This window comes from Pantoea sp. F_5 (assembly GCF_008631595.1).
GTDB classification, from domain to species: domain Bacteria; phylum Pseudomonadota; class Gammaproteobacteria; order Enterobacterales; family Enterobacteriaceae; genus Pantoea; species Pantoea gossypiicola.
The window spans coordinates 323,275-340,473 of the sequence record NZ_VWUO01000003.1; the positions used below are offsets into that span (position 1 = coordinate 323,275).

Sequence of the window (17,199 nt, forward strand, 5' to 3'; positions counted from 1 at the left end):
CCTCGCAAACTACTGACGGACCAGCCGCGAAAAACCGGGCGAGAAGGGCACATTGGTGCGCCACGGGTTAATATCCAGCCCACCACGTCGGGTGTAGCGCGCATAGACCGTCAGCGCTTCCGGCTGGCAGAATCGCATCACATCATTAAAGATGCGCTCAACACACTGCTCGTGAAATTCGTTGTGCTGGCGGAATGAGACCAGATAGCGCAGCAGTGCTTCACGTGCGATGCGCGGGCCTTTATAGCGGATCATGACCGATCCCCAGTCGGGCTGGTTGGTAATCAGGCAGTTCGACTTGAGCAGATGGCTGACCAGCGTCTCTTCAACGATTTCGCTGCCTGCGGCATCAGCCAGATAGTCAGCATTGAAGCGATAATCCTCGATGGCGATATCCTGCTCATCAATACAGCAACCCTCAAAATGACCAATCGGCTGGCCTTCTATTTCATTGAGTCGGAACAGCGCGACCCGCGCTTCCCCTTCAGCACAGGCACTCAGATCCCGCTCCAGCGTCTGGCGAACCTCACCCCAGTCGGCAAAGCGGGTCTGATTGAAACTGTTCAGGTAGAGCTTGAAGCTTTTCGACTCAATAAGATTGCGGCTCTGCGCATCCAGCACCACTTCGCCAACGGCAACCTGTGGCAGACCTTTGCTGTTTAGCCACGAGAGTTCATACAGGGTCCAGATATCGCTGCCGGTAAAGGGCAGACTGTCGGGAAACAGGCCAAGCGGTTCCCGGTTCAGGCTGCGCGGCACCGCCTGTAGTAAGCTGTTGTCATACCGATCGTGATAGGCTGTGGGTTTGCCCAGCGTCAGGTTACTGAGCGCCTGATCCTGTTCATGCGTAGTCATTGCGGTTACCACCAAAATTAATCAAAGTGGCTAAGTGTAACCTATCAGAAGTGAGAATATGAATGATGCAGCAAACTGCCGCCGCGTTGCGCGATTTTACCACCCGATACTGCCAGCACTGGCTTCAGCAGGCCGGGCATGCGCCGGCCAGCGGCGATCTCTATGGGGTCCCCTCGCCCTGTGCACTGGAAGAACGCGAGCATCAGGTCGTCTGGCAGCCGCAGCCGTTTAGTCTGCCACCGACCCTTGATGCGGTTGAGCGGGCGGTCGACATCCAGCTTCAGCCGCCGATCACGGAATTCTATACCACGCAGTTTGCCGGCGATATGCAGGCCCGTTTTGGTGAGAATCAGCTGACTCTTTTACAGGTGTGGAGCGAGGAGGATTTCCTGCGGTTACAGGAGAATCTGATTGGGCATCTGGTGATGCAGCGCCGCCTCCGACAGTCGCCTACGCTGTTTATTGCCACCACCGATTCAGAGGAAGAGATCATCTCTCTGTCTAATCTCAGCGGTGAAGTGATCCTGGAGCAGCCTGGTCGTAAACAGCGTGTGGTCCTGGCAGAAAGTCTTGAGATATTTCTTAAGTCATTACAACCGGTTATCATCTGAATTGCAGTTATTTGCCGCCTGGCTTGTGAGATATCTCTTACAACTACTGTGAGAGATCGCCATATAAAAATTAAGACATCCGGAAGGCCCAGATGTAAAAATATTGTGAATCATCAACTTAATGGCGTTAATCTGAATTTGTGCAGCACATTTCGTAAAGTTTCGCTGTAAGTACCTTGTGCGCGTAACGAGTTCTGTCAAAATGTTTCCCACTGCAGGATGCTCAGGAAACAGATATCGTCAGGATGATGATAAGCCATGAGGCAGGAACGTAACGGAGCTTACGGCACACGGAAGGTTTCAGGATGAAACAGGATCGCTCAGGCGTGAGCAAGGGACACCTCCAGGATGGAGAATGAGAACCCCTCAGAAGAGGTGGTGGGCCAGGATGCTAAGGATACATCAGGACGATGCGCGACAGGAGTTCGCACTGGACAAGTTGTCATGGAAGAGCAGGGAGCACAAACGTAGCAGGATGGCTGCAAACGAACCGGGAGCACTGTTTATACAGTGCTCCCTTTTTTTGTGCCTGTGCCAACAAGTGATATGCTTGCCGCCCATTTTTGACTGCTTGCAGGAGGTGGCGCATGACGCCTGAACAATTGATTACGCAACGGCTGGAGCAACTGGAAGCGGTGATGCGTGAGCACCATCTCTGGCAGAGTACCCCTCCGTCCGGAGACGCGCTCGAGAGCCGTGAACCCTTTTGCCTGGATACGCTGGAGCCGCTGCAGTGGCTCCAGTGGGTGCTGCTTCCGCGGATGCATGCCCTGATTGCGGCTCAGCATCCGTTACCGCAAAACTTTGCCGTTGCTCCCTACTACGAGGTGGCGCTGGTGCCTGACCAGCCCGGCATTGCGCCGCTACTACTGACCCTGCGTCAGCTTGATGCGTTGATGAAGGATGCAGCCCACTGATGCTGGAGATACTCTATCAGGATGAGTGGCTGGTTGCCGTCAACAAGCCCAGCGGCTGGCTGGTTCATCGCAGCTGGCTGGATCGCCATGAAACGGTGTTTGTGATGCAGACCGTTCGCGATCAGATTGGACAGCATGTGTTTACCGCGCATCGGCTGGACAAACCCACCTCAGGCGTACTGCTGATGGGGCTTTCAAGCGAAGTCGGCCGTCTGCTTTCCCTGCAGTTCGAACAGCACCAGATGCAGAAAACCTATCACGCTGTCGTACGCGGCTGGCTGGAGAGCAGCGGAACGCTCGACTATCCGCTGGTGGAAGAGCTGGATAAAATTGCTGACAGGCACGCCACTGAAGCGCGTACCGCACAGCCCGCCGTCACCGATTATCAGTCACTGGCGACGGTCGAGATGCCGGTCGGCATTGGCCGCTATCCCACATCGCGTTACAGCCTGGTTGAAATGGCCCCTAAAACCGGTCGTAAGCATCAGCTGCGTCGTCATATGTCGCACCTGCGTCATCCGATTATTGGCGATTCGGCGCACGGTGATTTGCGCCAGAACCGGGGTGCTGCCGAACATTTTGGCGCTAACCGGCTGATGCTGCACGCCAGCAGCCTGGCACTCACCCATCCGGTGACCGGCGAACCTTTACTGATCCGCGCCGGACTGGATGGCGTCTGGCAAAACCTGATGAACCAGTTTGGCTGGCAGGATCGCATTCCTGAGGTGCCGCGGGTTGAGTTTAACGCCGCGCCAGGACAGGATAACGTTTCAGAATAAGGGAGAAAGCAGATGGCAAAGATTGGCATTTTTGTGGGGACGGTATACGGCAATGCGCTGCTGGTGGCGGAAGAAGCGGAGCCCGTTCTGCAGCAGCAGGGTCACAGCGTCACCGTGTTTGACGATCCGACGCTGGCAGACTGGCAGAACTATGCCAGCGACGTGGCGTTAATTGTCACCTCAACCACCGGACAAGGCGATTTTCCCGACACGATTTCAGGCCTGTTCCATGCCGTTAAAGATAAGCTGGGTCATCAGCCTGCGTTGCGCTATGGCGTGATTGCGCTGGGTGACAGCAGTTACGACCATTTTTGTGGCGCGGGTAAAACTTTCGATGCGCTGCTGCAGGAGCAGGGCGCACAGCGGGTCGGTGAGGTGTTACTGGTTGATGCCACCGAAAATCCTGAGCCGGAAGCGGTGACCTCTCCGTGGGTTGAAGCCTGGGGCGCGCAGCTCTGATGGCGACGCCAGGCTTATTGCTGCCTTAATAGTGATAATCGGCATGCCGCTGGACCGGCTGTCCGGTTTCGATGCATCGGCAAAAATCATTGGCTATCAACGCCTCGGGGATACGTCCTTTTCAGCCCTGATAAGATTTTGCCATGTATGACGAGATGATCGCCGGTTCATCCTGTTCGGAAGTGTGACTTAATACTATGGCTGGCGTGCTGTGCCCCCGGTTTTTCGTCGGCACCGCCTTTACTGGCATCCAGCGCAAATTCAGAATAGATCAGGCTAAATAGATGACAGAAAAGGGCGCTATCCGTCATCTTTAGTCTTTGCCGAACGGGATGAAAAGCACTTACAGCCTCATTCCCGGTAAGACAAGCCTGAGCATATTATGTGTACAACAGACCCTTTTGAGCTTTCGTTTCGCGTCTAATGAGCGCGCAAATCACTCAAAAAACGTTTTGCACGCTCATGCTGTGGCCTGCTAAAAAAATTCTCCGGTGACGCTTTCTCCAGAATCTGCCCATGGTCCATAAACCAGATGGTATCCGCCACTTCGCGAGCAAAATTCATCTCGTGCGTCACGCACATCATCGTCATCCCCTCCTGCGCAAGCCCCCGCATAACATTCAATACTTCACCGACCATTTCCGGGTCAAGCGCCGAGGTAGGTTCATCAAACAACATGACCGGCGGTTTCATCGCCAGCGCACGCGCTATCGCCACCCGCTGCTGCTGACCGCCAGAGAGCTGTGCCGGATAAGCTCTCGCTTTATGGGATAAGCCCACGCGTTCCAGTAATTCCTCTGCATGCTGACGTGCCTGCGACCGCTTTACGCCCAGTACCTTCATGGGAGAGAGCATAATATTGTCAAGCACTGAGATATGCGGGAACAGGTTGAAATTCTGAAACACAAAACCGATGCGTGTGCGCAGCTGATTGAGGCGTGTACTGCTGCCATGAATATCCATGCCATCAAACAAAATTTGCCCCTGCTCAATCGGCTCCAGGCGGTTTACCGTACGGATTAACGTCGACTTTCCCGATCCGGAAGGGCCACACACCACTACCACTTCACCGGGTTTAATTTCAGCGCTCAGACTGGTCAGCGCCTGATATTCGCCATACCACTTGTTAACCTGATTAAAAAGAATCATGGGCCTCATGGCAGTTCCTTATTGAGATTGCGTTTTTGTCAGCACCAGCGGCGCAGCAACGGTTTCGTTATCAGTCATTGCACTACGCCGTTTACTCGCAATGCGCTGCTCCAGTTTCTCCGCCAGCCAGGTAAGACTGAAGCAGATGATGTAGTAGCTCATCGCAACAATCGCAAACACCTGGAATGGCTTGGTCAGCAGTTGGTTACTCACCTGGTTAGCGGCATACGTTAGCTCTGGCACGTTGATGACATAACCCAGCGTACTGTCCTTAATAATGGATACCAGCTGGCTGACCAGACTCGGCAGGGAGTTATAGAGCGCCTGCGGCAGTATCACTAAACGCAACGCTCTGATATGGCTCATGCCCAGCGCACGCGACGCCTCATATTGCCCCTGTGGCAGCGCCTGAATCCCTCCGCGAACAATCTCGGCGATATAGGCGCTTTCATAAATTATCAGCGTACACAGCATGGTAGAGAAGCCGCTGATATTATGGCCAATGAGCAGCGGTACACAGAAGTAGGTCCAGAACACCACCATCATCAGCGGGATGCCGCGCAGCAAATAGACCCAGCATGCCGCAGGCCAGCTGAGCCAGCGCCAGGATGCCAGGCGTGCCAGCCCCAGCAGAATCCCTACCGGAAAAGCAAACACCACGGCCAGTACAGAGATGAGTAAGGTACAGAGCACACCACCCAGCGGGCCACTCGGGTATTGTCCCATCAGTAACAGCATGCCGTTGTCGTGCAATATAGTGAAAAGGTCGAACATCGGGATTACCTCGCGTACGCGCGCTGGAAGTGTCGCGCCAGCAATGCGCCTGCGCCCATCAATAACAGGGAGACGGCAAGATAGCCCAGCGTTCCCACCAGATAAGCCTCGAAGGTGCGGAAGGTCTGGTTTTCAATATCACGCGTAACGTAGGTCAGTTCCATCACGCCGATGACCATTGCCAGACTGGTGTTTTTGAATAACAGGACGGTGTGGTTTACCACTGCTGGCAGGGCGTTACGGATGCCCTGCGGTAGTATTACCGATCTCATCGTGCGTACATATCCCATGCCCAGCGCGCGTGCCGCTTCGCTTTGTCCCTCCGGAATGGCGCGCAGGCCACTACGAATATCTTCAGAGAAGTAAGCCGCCTGACACAGGCCGAGAGCAAACAGGGCAAACAGGAACTCGGCATTAAAATCGTTAATCCACATCTGAAGCGATTCGGGCAGCAGCGACGGAATGGCGAAGTACCACATCATTAACTGAATCAGCGTCGGTACATTGCGGTGATAGGAGACATAGATCCTCACCAGCCATACGCCTGGGCGGTAAGCCGTCAGGCGGATGACGACCAGCAATAGCGCGATAAACATGGCGAGCAGCCAGGCACCCAATGCCAGTTGCAGGGTGATCGCAGCACCATCGACAATCATCTGGCCGAAGTGGCCGGTTACCACGCTGCTAAAATCGAGTGCCATGGTGTTTCCTTCTGACAGATGGATCAGGCCACACTCTCGCCCGGACGCATGGTAGAAAGTCCGCTAGGCACCTGCAGAGTCGGGGTGATTTCAATATTGCCGATATTGACGGCAATGGGGGCCGAAACCGCAAAGGCGACGCAGTCAGCGATATCGTTCGCCTCAGGCAGTTCAAAGCCATCAATGAACTGGCGGCGCGCCGCTTCGTGGTCACCGGAAACGTTGCCAAAAATATCGGTTGCTACACGGCCTGGACAGATTTCGGTAATCCGTACCCGCTTGCCGTAGCAATCGACACGCAGCTGACGTGATAACGCATGCACAGCGGCTTTCGTCGCGTGATAAACCGAGTTACCGCCAAAGTTATAGATTGCTGCAATGGAGGTGATGTTAATAACGTGACCGCAGTCGCGAGCCACCATGCCCGGAACCAGCATTCGGCAGAGATGCAGCACGGCACGCAGGTTGACATCCACCTGTGTTTCCACCACATGTTCGTCGGCATGTAAAATCGAACCGGGGTGGGATATGCCCGCATTGTTCACCAGAATATCCACCTGCAAATCACGGCACAGTTCAGTCAATGCCGTAAGGTCAGACACGTCAACGGCGTGCGGAATACAACCAGTACGTTCCGCCAGTGCCGCCAACTGCTCTTCCCGTCGTGCCACTGCGTGGACGGTAATCCCTTCCCGACACAAACGTTCAACAATCGCTGCACCCATGCCGGCAGAGGCACCGGTCACCAGCGCGACGTTATAATCTGAAAATGGCATTGTGCCTCTCCTGTTAGCGCCGTGGTGTCCATCACCGCGGTCTGAATCGCTCTGTTTTGACTCTATGCAGTAATGCCTTACGGGTATAAGACATAAAAGATGTGAGGCGATAAGGGGGGCTTATAACCGGCTTTACACGTTCACCATGATGTTGAGCTGAGCAACTTCACTGCCATACTCCACTGGCTGATCCTGCGTAACGGCGATCGACGTCAGCGTGCCGTCTGCCGGGCTGGTGACCGGTAAATAGAGATAGCCGACCTGTACCAGCGCCAGAACCTCATCCTGCTTTACCTGCTGTCCCGCCCTGGCGAAAGCCACACCATTGAGCGGATGTTGCAGCAGGATTTTGCCAGGTATCGGCGCAACGACGGCGGTCGACGCTGGCGCGTCAGGAAGTGAGACCGTGGCTGGCAGGGCAGGGGGCTTTGCATTGAGCTGCGGCGGACCCGGGTTATAATGCAGGCGTACCTTCCAGTCTTTACCGCTTAATTCAATACTGCCCAAACCGGCAGCGCGCATCTTGTGCGCGACCTGGCGTAATTCAGGGAGAGCTAATGAGTGTTTTTCCATAGTGGTTCCGTCGCAAATAAATATTGCGAACAGGTAACAGTACCTGTTACACATCTGCTGCACTCTAGCGCATTATCCTTAGCCCTGAGTAAGAGGGTTTCGCTTTGCGGTGATAAGCGCCACTTATTCATCCCACCAGCGTTAACGGACGATTATCAACGGTACGCCGCGCCATCAGTGACAGCAGAATAGCCTTTACTGCTTCCGCTGGTTCTGACAGAGGCAGGTGATCAGACATACAGAACGACAGCGAAGCCTGAACGTCCGGTTCGACAACTTTGGCCATCCAGGCATCAGAGGCTTTCAACATTGCCCGCGCGGCGGACTCCGGCATTATGGTGCAGCCCATGCCCGCAGCCAGCGCAGCATTGAGTGTGGTTTGCGATTCAATCTCGCACATCACCCTGTAACTAAGCCCGCCATGTATAAAGGCATCATCCACCACCTTACGCATAATGTTATAGATACGCGGCAGAAACAGGTCATAGCGCGCCACTTCGGCCAGCGCAATCTGTTTAACCGGCTGAGCAATGCTGTGTGGACAAACAAAGAAAAGATCTTCTTTCATCAATGGAATAAAACGCAGACCATGAATATTTCGGTTGTCGTAAATTACCGCCATATCCATGCGTCCGTTCATGATGAGTTCGCTGAGCGTGGTGCCGAAGTTTTCATTGAAGTAGAGCACGATGTCCGGATGCTGGCGCTGTACTTCTGCCAGTAGCGGTAGCGCCAGCTGCTGGGCGGCGGTGCCGGGTGCCAGTCCGATGGATACATGACCTGAGAGCGCCGCGTCAGCGCGATCAATCGCGCTCTGCGCCTGATCACACTGGCGCATGATCGCCTGCGCATGGGTATAAAGAATCTTCCCTGCTTCGGTTGGCGTCACGCCGCGCTTGGTTCGGATTAGCAGCTGCTGATTAACTTCGCCCTCCAGAGTTGCCAGTTGCTGGCTGAGCGCGGGCTGCGCGATATGCAAAATGTCTGCAGCTTGCGTCAGGCTGCCGACATCAACGATTTTGATAAAGTACTTCAGGCGGCGCAGATTCATGGGCAAGACCTCATAATATGGCGGACATGAGAGAATAAGCAAAGTTGATGCCAGAACTGTCATACCGCCTGCAGCGGCTATTCAGCTGTACCGGGCCCTGGGTTCTTCTCACGCAGGTTGCAACCTGCACTAATGCAGTGCGCTAGCCGCATCCGTCATCGTTTTGTGTTATAGCACCAAAACAAACCTCTATTAACCGCTGCCCGCGGCCAAACCCTATTCTCTCCGGGCACCCACCTGATTTATCAATGCTACCGGAAAACCTGCTTATGCCTGATATAGCCAATCGCTTAAAAAATGTTGCCGTTTCTGCCTCTGTTGCCATGACGCAAAAAGCGCGCGATCTTGCCGCGCAGGGAATTGATGTTGTAGGCCTGTCGACCGGCGAGCCTGACTTTCCAACCCCGGAACATGCCACGGAAGCGGCTTACGTGGCGGCGCGCGCAGGGGACACACGTTACCCGCCGACCGATGGCACACCCGCATTACGCGCGGCTATTCAGCGTAAGTTTAAGCGCGATAACGGGCTGGATTACGATATCAGTCAGATTCTGAGCGCTGGCGGCGCGAAACAGATTATTTTCAATGCCATGCTGGCCACCATCAACCCGGGTGATGAAGTGGTGATCCCGCCCCCGTCATGGATTAGCTATGCCGATATCGTAAAATTTGCCGGCGGCACGCCTGTGCCGGTGTTGTGTCATGAAGAAAACGGCTTTAAACCTCTGCCCGCCGACCTGCAGGCGGCTATTACCGACAATACCAAATGGCTGCTGCTCAACTACCCGAGCAACCCGACCGGTTCTGTTGCCAGCCGCAGTGAATTGCAGGCAATTGCCGATGTGATGCTGGATCATCCTCACATCTGGATCCTGACCGACGATATTTATGAACACCTGATTTATGATGGCGTCTCCTTCGTGACCATCGCCCAGGTAGAACCCCGCCTGTACGATCGCGTTCTGACGGTGAATGGGGTATCAAAAGCGTACTCAATGACCGGCTGGCGTCTTGGTTTCTGTGGTGGCCCGCTGAAACTCATCAGGGCAATGAGTAATGTAAATACCCAGAACAGTGGCGGCGTGACGACCCTGACACAGGCGGCGGCTGTCGCCGTGCTTGACGGCCCGCAGACGCTGTTAAAGGAGCGGGCGACAATCTATCGCCAGCGTCGCGACTACGTGCTGGAGCGGCTGAACGCGGTGGACGGATTGAGCTGTCATCGCCCGCAGGGGGCTTTTTACCTTTTCGTGAATATTGCCGCGTTTATTGGCAAGACCAGCGCTGGTGGACGTCTCATCAGTCATGATGCCGACTTTGTTATGGCACTGATTGAAGAGCAGCATGTGGTGACGGTACAGGGCGCAGCGTATGGTATGAGTCCTTATTTCCGCCTCTCGTATGCCACCAGTATGGAACGTCTACAGACGGGTTGCGATCGTATCGCGGCATTTTGCGCCGGTTGCCACTGAATGGCAGCCAGTCTGACATAAAAAAAGCGGTGCTTACGCCGCTTTTTTTTACGCCAATGACCCGTCCTGAATAGCGTTGCCACATTTTCCCGGTGTTCTCAGGAGAATGTGATGAAACAGTATGTTAAACGTACACAACGCAATACTCTCTGTCCTTTAAACTGGCTGTCGTTGAGCAGGCTGAAAAAGGCGAAATGACAGATGGCTATGACTGTTACCAGAACGCGCTGGCGGAGAGGGTTAATGGGATCCTGAAAAACGAGCTGCTGATAACTCACCCGGAAGGTGTTATTCAGGCAGGGAGGATGGTGGCAGAGTCACTTGAAATCCATAATAGTCAGCGACCACATCTGTTGCTGAAATACAAAACGCCTGATGCAGTGCATCAGGCGTTTTGACGGCATAACGTGTCAACCTATGCGGGTCTAGTCACAACGCTTAGTCGTTATCCCAACAGCACCTCCGAGGCCGGACACACGCTGCCGCCATTGGCTTCGATCTCGTTACGCACTATCGCTGCCAGTTCCACCGAACCCGGCGTATCACTGTGGATCAGAATCGAGCGTGCCCGAATAGGCAGCAGGTCACCTTCAATCGTGGTAACCGTCCCTTCCAGCAGAAACTGTCGCACGCGTGAGCGAACGGCACTTTCCGTGGTAATGACCGCTCCCGGCTTGCCGCGCGGCACCAGCTGACCTTTAGCATCATAGGCACGATCGGCGAGAAATAGCGTCAGGGTCGGCAGACCAATGCTTTGCGCCGCCCGCTCAATGATCGTGTCCGGCTGGGCAAAGATAATCAGATCAGGATCGATGCGCGCAATCGCCTGCATCACCTGCAATGCCACCGTTGCATCGCGATTAATAATATTGCCCATCGCAGCATGGAAGCTGAGGTGCGTCACGCGTGTGCTTTCAGCGCAGGCGATGGCGCGGAGGGCACCGAGTTGGTAAATCACCTGCTGGCACAATTCATCTGCGCTGAATGGTAATTCACGGCGGCCAAAGCCCTGGCGATCCGGCAGCCCAGGATGTGCGCCAATGCCGACGCCGTGCGCCTTCGCCAGGCGCACCATTCGCGTCATAATAGACGGATCACCGGCATGGAAACCACAGGCCACATTTGCGGATGAGACCACCTGCATCAGCGCCGCGTCATCACATACCTGCCAGACGCCAAAGCCTTCGCCCATATCAGAATTCACATCGATTTTCATGATCTTGTCCTGCTCAGAGATTCAGAGATTCAGAGATTCAGAGATTCAGAGATTCGCCACGTTCTTCATTGGCGGCACATCGCGGCGCAGACGATTCAGCCACTCATCCACCGCCTGCTTAATCGCCAGCGCCTCGCGCGCGTCACTGCGCACCAGCTGTAATGACTGTCCAGGCTGCAGCTGGCCGAGCTGCCATAAATCCTCTTCAATCACGCAGGCGATTTTTGGGTAGCCGCCTGCTGTATTGGCATCGCTCAGTTGAATTATGGGTTCTCCGGCGGGCGGCACCTGCACGATGCCCGGGATCAGACCATAGGAACGCATCTCCACACTCTGCGAAGGCTGGATAGGTTCACCAGAAAGGCGATAGCCCGTGCGGTTGCTTTGCCGTGACACCTGCCAGCTTTGCTGCCAGAAGCGTTCATGGTCAGCGGCGAATAACGCATATTCACCGGCAGGAATAGCACGCAGCTGAATATGGCCGTTGCGGTTACGTGGAAAAACCGACCCCAGCGCGACGAATGGCGGTACGATACCGATCCCCGTTGTCGGTAATGGCCGGACGCTGGTCACACCTATCGGCAACCGATCGCCACGTTGTAACTGACGGCCTGCGAAACCGCCGAAGCTACCGCGCAGCGCGGTGCTGCGCGAACCCATCACTTCTGGCACATCAATACCGCCCGCTACGCACAGATAACCGCGTGCGCCGCAGCGCGGATAGCGCAACTCCAGAAGCTGCCCGCTGCGCACCCGGCAACCCCACCACGGCGGTAACGCCACGCCATCCAGCTGTCCACGGCAGTCTGCGCCAGTGAGCGCAATGCAGGCATCGCGCAGGAAACGCACGCGAAACGGAAACATCTGGACTTCAATAGCCGCGGCGTTTTCATCATTGCCTAACAGCAGGTTGCCGGCGCGAAGTGCCAGCGCATCCATCGCCCCGCTTACCGATACCCCCAGTTGTCGCCAGGCAGTACGGCCCAAATCCTGCACCGTATTGAGCGCGCCACTCTGTTCAATCTCAATCACAGCTCAACCCTCTCCGGCAGGAAGCGAATAGTGTCACCGGGTGCCATCAGCGCCGGGCTTTCCGCATAGGGATCAAACACCTCGATTTCGGCATAACCAATGGCATTCCAGCCGTTCGGACCGGTGAGTACCGAGACACCTGCCTGTGCGCCGCCAATGGTGACGGTACCTTTCAGCATATTGAGCGACGGGACTTTCTTGCGCGGCGTCGCCAGTGCCGGATCGAGGCCATGTAAATAGCCAAATCCCGGTGCGCTACCGAGCGCAAACACGGTGTATTTACCCTGATGGTGACGTCGAATCACCTCACGGGCGGAAAATCCGCTGTGTTGACACACTGCCGCCAGGTCTGTGGCGTGTTCGCCTCCGTAACAGACCGGAATTTCAATCAACTGACCCTGCGGATGAACCTCCCTGGCCTGACTCCAGTAATCGCGTAGCTGCGTTTCCACCGCCTCGCTGTCCGTCTGAATTGTGCGGAACAGCACCAGCAGGTTGGTCACCCCCGGGATCAGTGACTCGACGTCATCTCGCTGCGCCAGCAGCTGTGCCAGTGACCAGATACGACGCTGGGCTGGCAGATCGAATGCCCCTGGCGCCTCCACCAGCCACGCACGACCACCCATGGTCGAGAGTGTTACGTTCTCTCCGTCGTTTGCCGTGATGACAGGGTGAGCACGACTTATCAGTTCACTCGCCAAAACACCCATCCGTTATTCCAGTGGTTCGAATTTCAGACTGGAGAGCGGCTGAACGCGCTCTTCGCGTACCATTTTGTATTCGGTTTTTGGCCCAATCCAGGTGTCCCAGATCCTGTCGATGGTGCCATCATTATCCATTGCTTTCAGACTGGTGTTGACGCTGGCCAGCAATGACGGTTCGTCACGTTTCATGCCGACACCAATGGGTTCCAGCGCCATTGGCTCTTTGATCATCGCCAACTCAACGCCATCTTTCTTCGCCTGCGAAATCATTTTGATACCGGTCATGGTGTTGGTGACAAACCCCACCGCCTTGTTTTGTTGCAGGGCAAGGAATGCTGACGCCGCATCCTGGAATGTCACAGCTTTACCGCCTTTGAGATGAATCGACTGCTCGGACGTGGTGCCCTTGGTAGCACTGATGCGTTTGCCTTTGAAATCGTCCAGCGACTTGCCTGCATTGGCCTTTTTCACCAGCAGCATCTCTTTTGCCACGTAGTAGGGGTCACTGAACTGAATCTGTTTACCGCGTGTTTTGGTGTACGCCAGGTTGGCGATGAGCACATCGGCACGGCCCGTGGCGATCACAGCGATACGCGCTTCCACCGAGGTCGGCATCAGGATCGCTTTCACCCCCATCTGTTTCGCCAGAGCATGGCACAGGTCCACATCCATCCCCACCAGTTGACGTGTTTTTGCGTCCGGCGAAGAGAAGGGTGGAACATCGGAATAGACCGCGCATTTCAGCTCATTGCGCGCTTTAATATCGGAAAGCAGATCCGCTTTTGCGGATGAAAAGGTTAGTAACAGTGGCAGGGCCAGTGCAACGTAAGCGCATTTTTTTAATGTCATTATCATGTTCCCCGAAAGTGTTAATTCACCTGTGACAATCGTTCTGGACTATATCGGCTTTGCAAAAAAGCCAGTAAGAGGGAAACCCTGTCGGGCGATACACAATTTATATGACGTCCTGCACGGCGGATTGAGAAAGACTAAGAGCAGCTAACCGACTCGCGTGTAAAGGCATAACGATGAATGGCAAAATTGGCGTATTGCTGAAAATCCTGTCGGCACTCTGCGCGACACTGATGCTGGCTTGTGTGAAAGGGTTGGGCGGCGCGATCCCCACCGGGGAGGTCATTTTCTTTCGCTCATTTGTCGCCTTAATTCCACTGCTCATCTGGCTAAAACTACAAGGGAACATCCTTAGTAGTCTGAGAACCAGGAATATTTTCGGCCACCTGATTCGCGGCTTTTCCGGCACAGGCGGGATGTATTTCAATTATCTGGCGCTGGTCTATATCACGCTGGCTGACGCCACGGCAATCAGTTACGCTGCGCCGCTGTTTACAGTGATCATGGCGGCACTGTTATTAAAAGAACAGGTGCGCTTAACGCGCTGGATCGCGGTGGTGATAGGTTTTTTCGGCATTATACTCATGCTTTCAGCGAACCTTGCTGCCAGCGGCTCCATCTTTTCAACCGCGAATGTCGTGGCGGGCACGGGGCTGGGCGCGATATTTGCACTGATTGCTGCGGTATGCACTGCAACCTCAATGGTCCAAATCCGGTTTCTGAATGGTATTGAACAACCGGGTGCCATCGTGTTCTACTTTTCGCTGATGACCATGCTGATTGGCCTGGGAACACTGGCATTTGGCTGGACGGTACCCACGTCACAGCAGCTATTGCTACTTATCGGCTGCGGTTTCTTTGGTGGGATGGCGCAAATCCTGGTGACGCTGAGTCTGCGCTATGCTGATGCGTCGTTATTAGCGCCTTTTGATTACACCACGCTGGTATGGTCAATGGTTATTGGCTGGTTGTTCCTCAACAGCTTCCCAGGACCGTCGACCATTATGGGCGCGGCAATTGTCGCATTGGCAGGGATATTTACCGTCTGGAGCGATCGCCGCCAGCGTAAAGCGCAGATCATTCGTTCGTCCGGTTAAGCTGGCCAGTCCAGGAAAACGCACCCAATTGAATACACGCATTTTCATCAAGGACCTGGCGGACCCCGGTGATAGGAATAAGCCGTCATTTCTCCTAAGGTCAGGACTGGCCTGCATGTGCATTTTAGTATGCTGCTTAACACAGTCCTCTTTTCACACATTAACGTCACCCTGCACGAGCGCGTACCGGACCCGCATGTAAGTCTCTGCTTTATCTGATTTGAAAATAAAAGCGTAAAAGATAAGCCTAACCTGCGCGCCCCTCATCGTCAGGTCACCGGTGCCGGGTTAAACACCGCCAGCTGATTACGGATGCCCCAGCGATCGGACCAGGTCTGCTTCCTGCCACTGGCAATGTCCAGAATCAACTCAAATAACCGCCAGCCCACCTGTTCAATACTCTCTTCACCAGTCGCAATCGTCCCGGCATTGATGTCCATCAGATCGTGCCAGCGCTCTGCCAGCGCATTACGCGTCGCCATCTTGATGACCGGAATCGCAGCCAGACCGTAGGGCGTTCCGCGACCGGTAGTGAAAACCTGTAGCGTGATACCGGACGCCAGCTGCTGCGTACCGCAGACAAAATCGCTGGCGGGCGTCGCCGCGTAGATCAGGCCACGTCGCGTAGGTCGCTGACCGGGCGAGAGCACTTCGACAATGGCGCTGCGCCCCGATTTGGCGATTGACCCCAGCGCTTTTTCCACCACGTTTGCCAGTCCGCCTTTTTTATTGCCCGGCGACGGATTCGCGCTGCGATCGGTCTGGCCCTGGTCGAGGTAGTTGTCATACCAGGCCATCTCCTCCAGTAAGCGCTTACCGACTTCCTGATTAATCACCCGCGGCGTCAGCAGGTGAATCGCATCACGCACTTCAGTGACTTCCGAAAACATCACCGTCGCACCGCAGCGCACCAGCAAGTCGGACGCGTAGCCCACTGCCGGATTCGCCGTCACGCCCGAGAATGCATCGCTGCCACCGCACTGCATGCCGACAATCAGTTCTGCAGCAGAACAGGTTTCACGCTGGCGCTGATTCAGCCGCTGGAGATGACGCTCCGCCACCTGCAGAATCTCATTCACCATCGCACCAAAGCCCACCAGCTTTTCATCCTGCAGGCGCACAATGTCATGATCGTCCAGCGAAATCGCCTGCACATCGGGCGTGCCGGTCAGCAGACGCTCCGGCTGTAACTTCTCACAGCCCAGGCTGACGATCATGACTTCGCCACCGAAATTGGCATTCAGCGCCAGGTTGTGAATGGTGCGAATCGGCACGACCGCCGCGGGTGCATTAATCGCCACGCCGCAGCCATAAAGGTGGTTGAGTGCGACCACGCCATCCACATTCGGATAGCGCGGCAGTAAATCCCGTTCAATGATCTGTACGACATGATCCACCACACCGGCCACACAGTGGACGCTGGTGGTAATGCCGAGCAGGTTACGCGTGCCGACGCTGCCATCCGCATTGCGATAACCTTCAAAGGTATAGCCTTCCAGCGGCGGTAATTCAGGCGGAACCTGCGTGGCTAACGGCAGACTCGCCAGCGGAGGCGCTTCCGGCAGCACGACCAGCGACTCATCAATCCAGCTGCCCTGGGCAATATCCCGTAGTGCATAGCCGATGACTTCACCATAACGCACGATCTCCGCACCCTGGTTAATGGCGTGCAGCGCCACTTTGTGACCCTGTGGTACATGCTCCGTGAGTGTCAGGCCATCCGCAAACTGCGTGCCGGCTGGCAGACCCAGGCTGTTGACCACAATCGCCACATTGTCGTGCTCATGAACTTTGATATAGAGCGGTTGTTCATCTGATTTGGGGTACATCGCTCACCTTCCCGTCTGTCGTGCCGTACTTGTGCGGCACGCTGTAATGTTCTGACCTGTCACTCGTTTGTTTGCCATCTCCAGTATAAGGAGGCGGAGCAGGGGGCGCATTGTGCAAATGACCACCATTGAGACAATTCGCCTTATCGATTTGGGGCGATTATCCAGAAGCAAGTGAAGAGCCTCACAAACAGCGGGGGAAAGCGTTACCTGAGGCGGTTTTCGCCCGGTTATTTGCCGCTTTCGTGAGCCATCCCGCAGCGTTTTGTGCATCCGCCACACAATCAATTCACCGCAGGCGTTATTCCAGGGCGATGTGCCAATGTGCTCGCTTCAGGCTGTTCTTATACTG

18 protein-coding genes and 1 pseudogene are annotated in these 17,199 nt (G+C 55.1%); 7 read left to right on the forward strand and 12 right to left on the reverse strand.

The window, feature by feature from the left end; translation table 11 throughout:
* Positions 1-9: 9 nt before the first annotated feature.
* Complete coding sequence (gene queF / locus F3I44_RS06190) at positions 10-855, reverse strand: NADPH-dependent 7-cyano-7-deazaguanine reductase QueF (RefSeq protein ID WP_150014066.1); 846 nt, start codon at positions 853-855, stop codon at positions 10-12.
* A gap of 62 nt (positions 856-917) precedes the next feature.
* Between queF and syd the strand changes: the two genes are divergently transcribed.
* The 4 genes from syd (at position 918) to F3I44_RS06210 (ending at position 3,621) form a co-directional block, all read left to right on the forward strand.
* Complete coding sequence (gene syd / locus F3I44_RS06195) at positions 918-1,466, forward strand: SecY-interacting protein (protein ID WP_150014064.1); 549 nt, start codon at positions 918-920, stop codon at positions 1,464-1,466.
* 587 nt (positions 1,467-2,053) lie between these two features.
* Positions 2,054-2,383, forward strand: coding sequence for a YqcC family protein (locus F3I44_RS06200; protein WP_150014062.1), 330 nt, complete (start codon positions 2,054-2,056; stop codon positions 2,381-2,383).
* The gene (truC, locus tag F3I44_RS06205; protein ID WP_013358894.1) at positions 2,383-3,162 is read left to right on the forward strand and encodes a tRNA pseudouridine(65) synthase TruC; all 780 of its coding nucleotides are present in this window, start codon (positions 2,383-2,385) and stop codon (positions 3,160-3,162) included. Before F3I44_RS06200 ends, truC begins: the two co-directional genes overlap by 1 nt.
* Before the next feature lie 12 nt (positions 3,163-3,174).
* The gene (locus F3I44_RS06210; RefSeq protein WP_150014060.1) at positions 3,175-3,621 is read left to right on the forward strand and encodes a flavodoxin; all 447 of its coding nucleotides are present in this window, start codon (positions 3,175-3,177) and stop codon (positions 3,619-3,621) included.
* 420 nt (positions 3,622-4,041) lie between these two features.
* Here the strand turns inward: F3I44_RS06210 and F3I44_RS06215 are convergent, their stop codons facing one another.
* The 6 genes from F3I44_RS06215 to nac form a co-directional block, all read right to left on the reverse strand.
* Positions 4,042-4,779 (reverse strand): amino acid ABC transporter ATP-binding protein, encoded by a 738-nt coding sequence (locus F3I44_RS06215; RefSeq protein ID WP_150014058.1) that lies wholly within the window; start codon positions 4,777-4,779, stop codon positions 4,042-4,044.
* Positions 4,780-4,788: 9 nt separating this feature from the next.
* Positions 4,789-5,544: an amino acid ABC transporter permease gene (locus F3I44_RS06220; RefSeq protein ID WP_150019347.1), complete on the reverse strand. Its 756-nt coding sequence runs from the start codon at positions 5,542-5,544 to the stop codon at positions 4,789-4,791.
* Positions 5,545-5,549: 5 nt separating this feature from the next.
* Complete coding sequence (locus F3I44_RS06225; protein ID WP_150019348.1) at positions 5,550-6,245, reverse strand: amino acid ABC transporter permease; 696 nt, start codon at positions 6,243-6,245, stop codon at positions 5,550-5,552.
* A gap of 23 nt (positions 6,246-6,268) precedes the next feature.
* On the reverse strand, positions 6,269-7,021 hold the full coding sequence (locus tag F3I44_RS06230) for an SDR family oxidoreductase (RefSeq protein ID WP_150019349.1): 753 nt from the start codon (positions 7,019-7,021) through the stop codon (positions 6,269-6,271).
* Between the two features lie 132 nt (positions 7,022-7,153).
* Positions 7,154-7,594: a biotin/lipoyl-containing protein gene (locus tag F3I44_RS06235; protein WP_150014682.1), complete on the reverse strand. Its 441-nt coding sequence runs from the start codon at positions 7,592-7,594 to the stop codon at positions 7,154-7,156.
* Positions 7,595-7,721: 127 nt separating this feature from the next.
* Positions 7,722-8,645: a nitrogen assimilation transcriptional regulator NAC gene (gene nac / locus F3I44_RS06240; RefSeq protein ID WP_150014680.1), complete on the reverse strand. Its 924-nt coding sequence runs from the start codon at positions 8,643-8,645 to the stop codon at positions 7,722-7,724.
* Between the two features lie 269 nt (positions 8,646-8,914).
* Here nac and F3I44_RS06245 point away from each other — a divergent pair, with 269 nt between their 5' ends.
* Positions 8,915-10,117: a pyridoxal phosphate-dependent aminotransferase gene (locus tag F3I44_RS06245; protein WP_150019350.1), complete on the forward strand. Its 1,203-nt coding sequence runs from the start codon at positions 8,915-8,917 to the stop codon at positions 10,115-10,117.
* Positions 10,118-10,311: 194 nt separating this feature from the next.
* A pseudogene (locus F3I44_RS06250) lies at positions 10,312-10,515 on the forward strand (integrase core domain-containing protein); the annotation flags it as partial.
* 47 nt (positions 10,516-10,562) lie between these two features.
* Here F3I44_RS06250 and F3I44_RS06255 read toward each other — a convergent pair.
* The 4 genes from F3I44_RS06255 to F3I44_RS06270 all read right to left on the reverse strand — a co-directional run bounded on the left by F3I44_RS06255 (position 10,563) and on the right by F3I44_RS06270 (position 13,918).
* Positions 10,563-11,333: a LamB/YcsF family protein gene (locus F3I44_RS06255; protein ID WP_150014676.1), complete on the reverse strand. Its 771-nt coding sequence runs from the start codon at positions 11,331-11,333 to the stop codon at positions 10,563-10,565.
* Positions 11,334-11,378: 45 nt separating this feature from the next.
* Positions 11,379-12,365, reverse strand: a complete 987-nt coding sequence (locus tag F3I44_RS06260) for a biotin-dependent carboxyltransferase family protein (RefSeq protein WP_150014674.1) — start codon at positions 12,363-12,365, stop codon at positions 11,379-11,381.
* On the reverse strand, positions 12,362-12,991 hold the full coding sequence (gene pxpB / locus F3I44_RS06265; protein WP_223811656.1) for a 5-oxoprolinase subunit PxpB: 630 nt from the start codon (positions 12,989-12,991) through the stop codon (positions 12,362-12,364). The genes F3I44_RS06260 and pxpB overlap by 4 nt, the downstream gene beginning before the upstream one ends.
* A gap of 87 nt (positions 12,992-13,078) precedes the next feature.
* Positions 13,079-13,918: an ABC transporter substrate-binding protein gene (locus F3I44_RS06270; RefSeq protein ID WP_150014670.1), complete on the reverse strand. Its 840-nt coding sequence runs from the start codon at positions 13,916-13,918 to the stop codon at positions 13,079-13,081.
* A gap of 179 nt (positions 13,919-14,097) precedes the next feature.
* Between F3I44_RS06270 and F3I44_RS06275 the strand changes: the two genes are divergently transcribed.
* The gene (locus F3I44_RS06275) at positions 14,098-15,018 is read left to right on the forward strand and encodes a DMT family transporter (protein ID WP_150014668.1); all 921 of its coding nucleotides are present in this window, start codon (positions 14,098-14,100) and stop codon (positions 15,016-15,018) included.
* A gap of 269 nt (positions 15,019-15,287) precedes the next feature.
* Here the strand turns inward: F3I44_RS06275 and garD are convergent, their stop codons facing one another.
* Complete coding sequence (garD, locus tag F3I44_RS06280) at positions 15,288-16,847, reverse strand: galactarate dehydratase (protein WP_150014666.1); 1,560 nt, start codon at positions 16,845-16,847, stop codon at positions 15,288-15,290.
* Positions 16,848-17,199: the final 352 nt, after the last annotated feature.

Bases quoted from the DNA above. Each gene is read 5' to 3' on its own strand.
- truC (WP_013358894.1), top strand. From the start codon at position 2,383: ATGCTGGAGATACTCTATCAGGATGAGTGGCTGGTTGCCGTCAACAAG.
- F3I44_RS06200 (WP_150014062.1), top strand. From the start codon at position 2,054: ATGACGCCTGAACAATTGATTACGCAACGGCTGGAGCAACTGGAAGCG.
- F3I44_RS06210 (WP_150014060.1), top strand. From the start codon at position 3,175: ATGGCAAAGATTGGCATTTTTGTGGGGACGGTATACGGCAATGCGCTG.
- nac (WP_150014680.1), bottom strand. From the start codon at position 8,645: ATGAATCTGCGCCGCCTGAAGTACTTTATCAAAATCGTTGATGTCGGC.
- garD (WP_150014666.1), bottom strand. From the start codon at position 16,847: ATGTACCCCAAATCAGATGAACAACCGCTCTATATCAAAGTTCATGAG.
- F3I44_RS06225 (WP_150019348.1), bottom strand. From the start codon at position 6,245: ATGGCACTCGATTTTAGCAGCGTGGTAACCGGCCACTTCGGCCAGATG.
- F3I44_RS06220 (WP_150019347.1), bottom strand. From the start codon at position 5,544: ATGTTCGACCTTTTCACTATATTGCACGACAACGGCATGCTGTTACTG.
- F3I44_RS06235 (WP_150014682.1), bottom strand. From the start codon at position 7,594: ATGGAAAAACACTCATTAGCTCTCCCTGAATTACGCCAGGTCGCGCAC.
- F3I44_RS06245 (WP_150019350.1), top strand. From the start codon at position 8,915: ATGCCTGATATAGCCAATCGCTTAAAAAATGTTGCCGTTTCTGCCTCT.
- F3I44_RS06270 (WP_150014670.1), bottom strand. From the start codon at position 13,918: ATGACATTAAAAAAATGCGCTTACGTTGCACTGGCCCTGCCACTGTTA.
- syd (WP_150014064.1), top strand. From the start codon at position 918: ATGATGCAGCAAACTGCCGCCGCGTTGCGCGATTTTACCACCCGATAC.
- F3I44_RS06215 (WP_150014058.1), bottom strand. From the start codon at position 4,779: ATGAGGCCCATGATTCTTTTTAATCAGGTTAACAAGTGGTATGGCGAA.
- F3I44_RS06230 (WP_150019349.1), bottom strand. From the start codon at position 7,021: ATGCCATTTTCAGATTATAACGTCGCGCTGGTGACCGGTGCCTCTGCC.
- F3I44_RS06255 (WP_150014676.1), bottom strand. From the start codon at position 11,333: ATGAAAATCGATGTGAATTCTGATATGGGCGAAGGCTTTGGCGTCTGG.
- queF (WP_150014066.1), bottom strand. From the start codon at position 855: ATGACTACGCATGAACAGGATCAGGCGCTCAGTAACCTGACGCTGGGC.
- pxpB (WP_223811656.1), bottom strand. From the start codon at position 12,991: ATGGGTGGTCGTGCGTGGCTGGTGGAGGCGCCAGGGGCATTCGATCTG.
- F3I44_RS06275 (WP_150014668.1), top strand. From the start codon at position 14,098: ATGAATGGCAAAATTGGCGTATTGCTGAAAATCCTGTCGGCACTCTGC.